General features: G+C 54.6%; 3 rRNA genes. All 3 read right to left on the reverse strand.

From position 1 onward, the window contains the following. Nucleotides 1–11 precede the first annotated feature (11 nt). Nucleotides 12–128: ribosomal RNA gene (gene rrf, locus D8M34_RS17475) — 5S ribosomal RNA — on the reverse strand. A gap of 111 nt (nt 129–239) precedes the next feature. Continuing rightward, nucleotides 240–3,342 (reverse strand): 23S ribosomal RNA (locus D8M34_RS17480). 408 nt (nt 3,343–3,750) lie between these two features. Then, nucleotides 3,751–5,275 (reverse strand): 16S ribosomal RNA (locus D8M34_RS17490). Together the 16S, 23S and 5S rRNA genes form the textbook arrangement of a ribosomal RNA operon. Between the last annotated feature and the right edge of the window lie 227 nt (nt 5,276–5,502).

A 5,502-nucleotide genomic window follows, 5' to 3' on the forward strand; every position in this document is an offset into this window, starting at 1 on the left:
GACTAAAAGGAGTCCGGCGGTGTCCTACTCTCCCACAGGGTCCCCCCTGCAGTACCATCGGCGCTGTGAGGCTTAGCTTCCGGGTTCGGAATGTGACCGGGCGTTTCCCTCACGCTATGGCCGCCGAAACACTATTGATGTTTCAATCAAACCTAAAGCAATGATGAATCATTGTTGAAGGTAGTTCTCGACCGTACATCGAGAACCACTCAGTGGACGCAAGCACCAACAAACGGTGTGTTATCAAGTCATCGGCTTATTAGTACCAGTCAGCTGCACACGTTACCGTGCTTCCACATCTGGCCTATCAACCCAGTAGTCTGGCTGGGAGCCTCTCACCCGAAGGTATGGAAGTCTCATCTTGAGGCCGGCTTCCCGCTTAGATGCTTTCAGCGGTTATCCATCCCGAACGTAGCTAATCAGCGGTGCTCCTGGCGGAACAACTGACACACCAGAGGTTCGTCCAACCCGGTCCTCTCGTACTAGGGTCAGATCCTCTCAAACTTCCTACGCGCGCAGCGGATAGGGACCGAACTGTCTCACGACGTTCTAAACCCAGCTCGCGTACCGCTTTAATGGGCGAACAGCCCAACCCTTGGGACCTACTCCAGCCCCAGGATGCGACGAGCCGACATCGAGGTGCCAAACCATGCCGTCGATATGGACTCTTGGGCAAGATCAGCCTGTTATCCCCGAGGTACCTTTTATCCGTTGAGCGACAGCGCTTCCACAAGCCACTGCCGGATCACTAGTCCCGACTTTCGTCCCTGCTCGACCTGTCAGTCTCACAGTCAAGCTCCCTTGTGCACTTACACTCGCCACCTGATTGCCAACCAGGTTGAGGGAACCTTTGGGCGCCTCCGTTACTTTTTGGGAGGCAACCGCCCCAGTTAAACTACCCACCAGGCACTGTCCCTGAACCGGATTACGGTTCGAAGTTAGATATCCAGAGTGACCAGAGTGGTATTTCAACAATGACTCCACGGTAACTGGCGTCACCGCTTCAAAGTCTCCCACCTATCCTACACAAGCCACACCGAACACCAATACCAAGCTGTAGTAAAGGTCACGGGGTCTTTCCGTCCTGCTGCGCGTAACGAGCATCTTTACTCGTAATGCAATTTCGCCGAGTTCGCGGTTGAGACAGTTGGGAAGTCGTTACGCCATTCGTGCAGGTCGGAACTTACCCGACAAGGAATTTCGCTACCTTAGGATGGTTATAGTTACCACCGCCGTTTACTGGGGCTTAAATTCTCAGCTTCGCCTTGCGGCTAACCGGTCCTCTTAACCTTCCAGCACCGGGCAGGCGTCAGTCCGTATACATCGTCTTGCGACTTGGCACGGACCTGTGTTTTTAGTAAACAGTCGCTACCCACTAGTCTCTGCGGCCTCCAAACGCTTTCGGAGCAAGTCCTAATACGTCGAAGGCCCCCCTTCTCCCGAAGTTACGGGGGCATTTTGCCGAGTTCCTTAACCACGATTCTCTCGATCTCCTTGGTATTCTCTACCTGACCACCTGAGTCGGTTTGGGGTACGGGCGGCTAGAACCTCGCGTCGATGCTTTTCTCGGCAGCATAGGATCATCCACTTTTTATCCGCATCGTGTCTCAGCCTGTATGAGTCGCGGATTTGCCTACGACTCGGCCTACGCACTTGCACCAGGACAACCATCGCCTGGCTTGGACTACCTTCCTGCGTCACACCTGTTAATACGCTAACCGCACCAGCATGGGGTCACGTGCTCCCCTCCACGGTGTCACCCGAAGGCGACGATGTGAAGGCTCGGACGTTTAGCACCACTGGATTAGCTTGGGCGGTTCTTCGCCGGTACGGGAATATCAACCCGTTGTCCATCGACTACGCCTGTCGGCCTCGCCTTAGGTCCCGACTTACCCAGGGAAGATTAGCTTGACCCTGGAACCCTTGGTCTTTCGGAGGACGTGTTTCTCACACGTCATTCGCTACTCATGCCTGCATTCTCACTCGTGTAGCCTCCACGGCTGGTTTCCACCGCCGCTTCGCTGGCCACACGACGCTCTCCTACCCATCAACACGGCTGGACCACGAAGGCCTACCAATAATGTCAATGCCACAACTTCGGTGGCGTGCTTGAGCCCCGTTACATTGTCGGCGCGGAATCACTTGACCAGTGAGCTATTACGCACTCTTTCAAGGGTGGCTGCTTCTAAGCCAACCTCCTGGTTGTCAGAGCAACTCCACATCCTTTCCCACTTAGCACGCGCTTTGGGACCTTAGTTGGTGGTCTGGGTTGTTTCCCTCTCGACTATGAAGCTTATCCCCCACAGTCTCACTGCTGCGCTCTCACTTACCGGCATTCGGAGTTTGGCTGACGTCAGTAACCTTGTAGGGCCCATCGGCCATCCAGTAGCTCTACCTCCGGCAAGAAACACGCAACGCTGCACCTAAATGCATTTCGGAGAGAACCAGCTATCACGAAGTTTGATTGGCCTTTCACCCCTATCCACAGCTCATCCCCTCAGTTTTCAACCTAAGTGGGTTCGGTCCTCCACGACGTCTTACCGTCGCTTCAACCTGGCCATGGATAGATCACTTCGCTTCGGGTCTAGGACATGCGACTGAATCGCCCTATTCAGACTCGCTTTCGCTACGGCTACCCCACACGGGTTAACCTCGCCACATATCGCTAACTCGCAGGCTCATTCTTCAAAAGGCACGCTGTCACACCTACCAGGGGTGCTCCAACGGTTTGTAAGCAAACGGTTTCAGGTACTATTTCACTCCCCTCCCGGGGTACTTTTCACCTTTCCCTCACGGTACTTGTCCGCTATCGGTCATCTGGGAGTATTTAGGCTTATCAGGTGGTCCTGACAGATTCACACGGGATTTCACGGGCCCCGTGCTACTTGGGATACTCTCCACGCCAGAACACGCATTTCGACTACGGGGTTGGCACCCTCTATGACCGGCCTTTCAAGACCGTTCGTCTATACGCTTCTGTAACGTCGCCAGCTCGGCAGAACTGACTGGTGAGTCCCACAACCCCGAATATGCAACTCCTGCCGGATATCACACACACTCGGTTTAGCCTGATCCGGTTTCGCTCGCCACTACTAACGGAATCGCGGTTGCTTTCTCTTCCTGTGGGTACTGAGATGTTTCACTTCCCCACGTTCCCTCTACCCGCCCTATATATTCAGGCGGGAGTCACTAGGTCGGCACGCCGCCCAGCGGGGTTTCCCCATTCGGACACCCTCGGATCAAAACTTGCTTATCAGTTCCCCGAGGCTTATCGCAGATTGCTACGTCCTTCTTCGGCTCCAGATGCCAAGGCATCCACCGTTTGCTCTTAAAGACTTGAAATCACATGAGTTTGAATCAAAAACCCGACCAGTCCGAAAACTGAATCAGAAATTGACTAATGATCTTTAAGATCATCTTGCGCAACTGATCAAAGACCAGTTGCAAGATGCTCGCGTCCACTGTGTAGTTCTCAAAGTACGGGCGGTACCCCTCACCACCTCCCCAACCGGAGAGACAACAAGAGGCCCAGAGGTACAGACCAGATCCCGAAAGACCCGCATCCGGTCCCTCAGGACCCAACAGCGTGCAGGCACCGAAACCCATCCCCCCGACGTTCCTGCAGCAAGCTGCGTACTAATCAGAGAAACAATCTCGATGCCATGTCAAATGTTCCACCCATGAGCTCCCAGCGAAGAACGTGTGCCTTCGATCTGGGTTCTGGACGCCGAAGCGTCAGATGCTCCTTAGAAAGGAGGTGATCCAGCCGCACCTTCCGGTACGGCTACCTTGTTACGACTTAGTCCTAATTACCGATCCCACCTTCGACGGCTCCCTCCACAAGGGTTAGGCCACCGGCTTCAGGTGTTACCGACTTTCATGACTTGACGGGCGGTGTGTACAAGACCCGGGAACGTATTCACCGCAGCGTTGCTGATCTGCGATTACTAGCGACTCCGACTTCATGAGGTCGAGTTGCAGACCTCAATCCGAACTGGGACCGGCTTTTTGGGATTCGCTCCACCTCACGGTATTGCAGCCCTTTGTACCGGCCATTGTAGCATGCGTGAAGCCCAAGACATAAGGGGCATGATGATTTGACGTCATCCCCACCTTCCTCCGAGTTGACCCCGGCAGTATCCCATGAGTTCCCACCATTACGTGCTGGCAACATAGAACGAGGGTTGCGCTCGTTGCGGGACTTAACCCAACATCTCACGACACGAGCTGACGACAACCATGCACCACCTGTTTACGAGTGTCCAAAGAGTTGACCATTTCTGGCCCGTTCTCGTATATGTCAAGCCTTGGTAAGGTTCTTCGCGTTGCATCGAATTAATCCGCATGCTCCGCCGCTTGTGCGGGTCCCCGTCAATTCCTTTGAGTTTTAGCCTTGCGGCCGTACTCCCCAGGCGGGGAACTTAATGCGTTAGCTGCGTCACGGAATCCGTGGAATGGACCCCACAACTAGTTCCCAACGTTTACGGGGTGGACTACCAGGGTATCTAAGCCTGTTTGCTCCCCACCCTTTCGCTCCTCAGCGTCAGTTACGGCCCAGAGATCTGCCTTCGCCATCGGTGTTCCTCCTGATATCTGCGCATTCCACCGCTACACCAGGAATTCCAATCTCCCCTACCGCACTCTAGTCTGCCCGTACCCACTGCAGGCCCGAGGTTGAGCCTCGGGATTTCACAGCAGACGCGACAAACCGCCTACGAGCTCTTTACGCCCAATAATTCCGGATAACGCTTGCGCCCTACGTATTACCGCGGCTGCTGGCACGTAGTTAGCCGGCGCTTTTTCTGCAGGTACCGTCACTTTCGCTTCTTCCCTGCTAAAAGAGGTTTACAACCCGAAGGCCGTCATCCCTCACGCGGCGTTGCTGCATCAGGCTTTCGCCCATTGTGCAATATTCCCCACTGCTGCCTCCCGTAGGAGTCTGGGCCGTGTCTCAGTCCCAGTGTGGCCGGTCACCCTCTCAGGCCGGCTACCCGTCGACGCCTTGGTGAGCCATTACCTCACCAACAAGCTGATAGGCCGCGAGCCCATCCCCAACCGAAAAATCTTTCCAAACGCAGACCATGCGGTCACGTCACATATCCAGTATTAGACGCCGTTTCCAGCGCTTATCCCAGAGTCAGGGGCAGGTTGCTCACGTGTTACTCACCCGTTCGCCACTGATCCACAAGAGCAAGCTCCTGCTTCACCGTTCGACTTGCATGTGTTAAGCACGCCGCCAGCGTTCATCCTGAGCCAGGATCAAACTCTCCGTAAAAAAGAAATGCATACGAACCGGGGAAAAACCGGAACGCAGCGAGTTTGATGCTGACCAAAGAGACGAATTCATTGCTGACTTCATCCGTTGCCAACCCCACAAAGAGGTTGGTCTTTGATCCAAAGGAATTCTCACCCAGCCGAAGCTAGACGAGGATAATTTGGCATTTGACAAGTGCACGCTGTTGAGTTCTCAAGGATCGGATGCTCCCACGACCCAGCCATCAC

This window comes from Microbacterium sp. HSID17254 (genome assembly GCF_003989315.1).
In the GTDB taxonomy this organism is placed as follows: domain Bacteria; phylum Actinomycetota; class Actinomycetes; order Actinomycetales; family Microbacteriaceae; genus Microbacterium.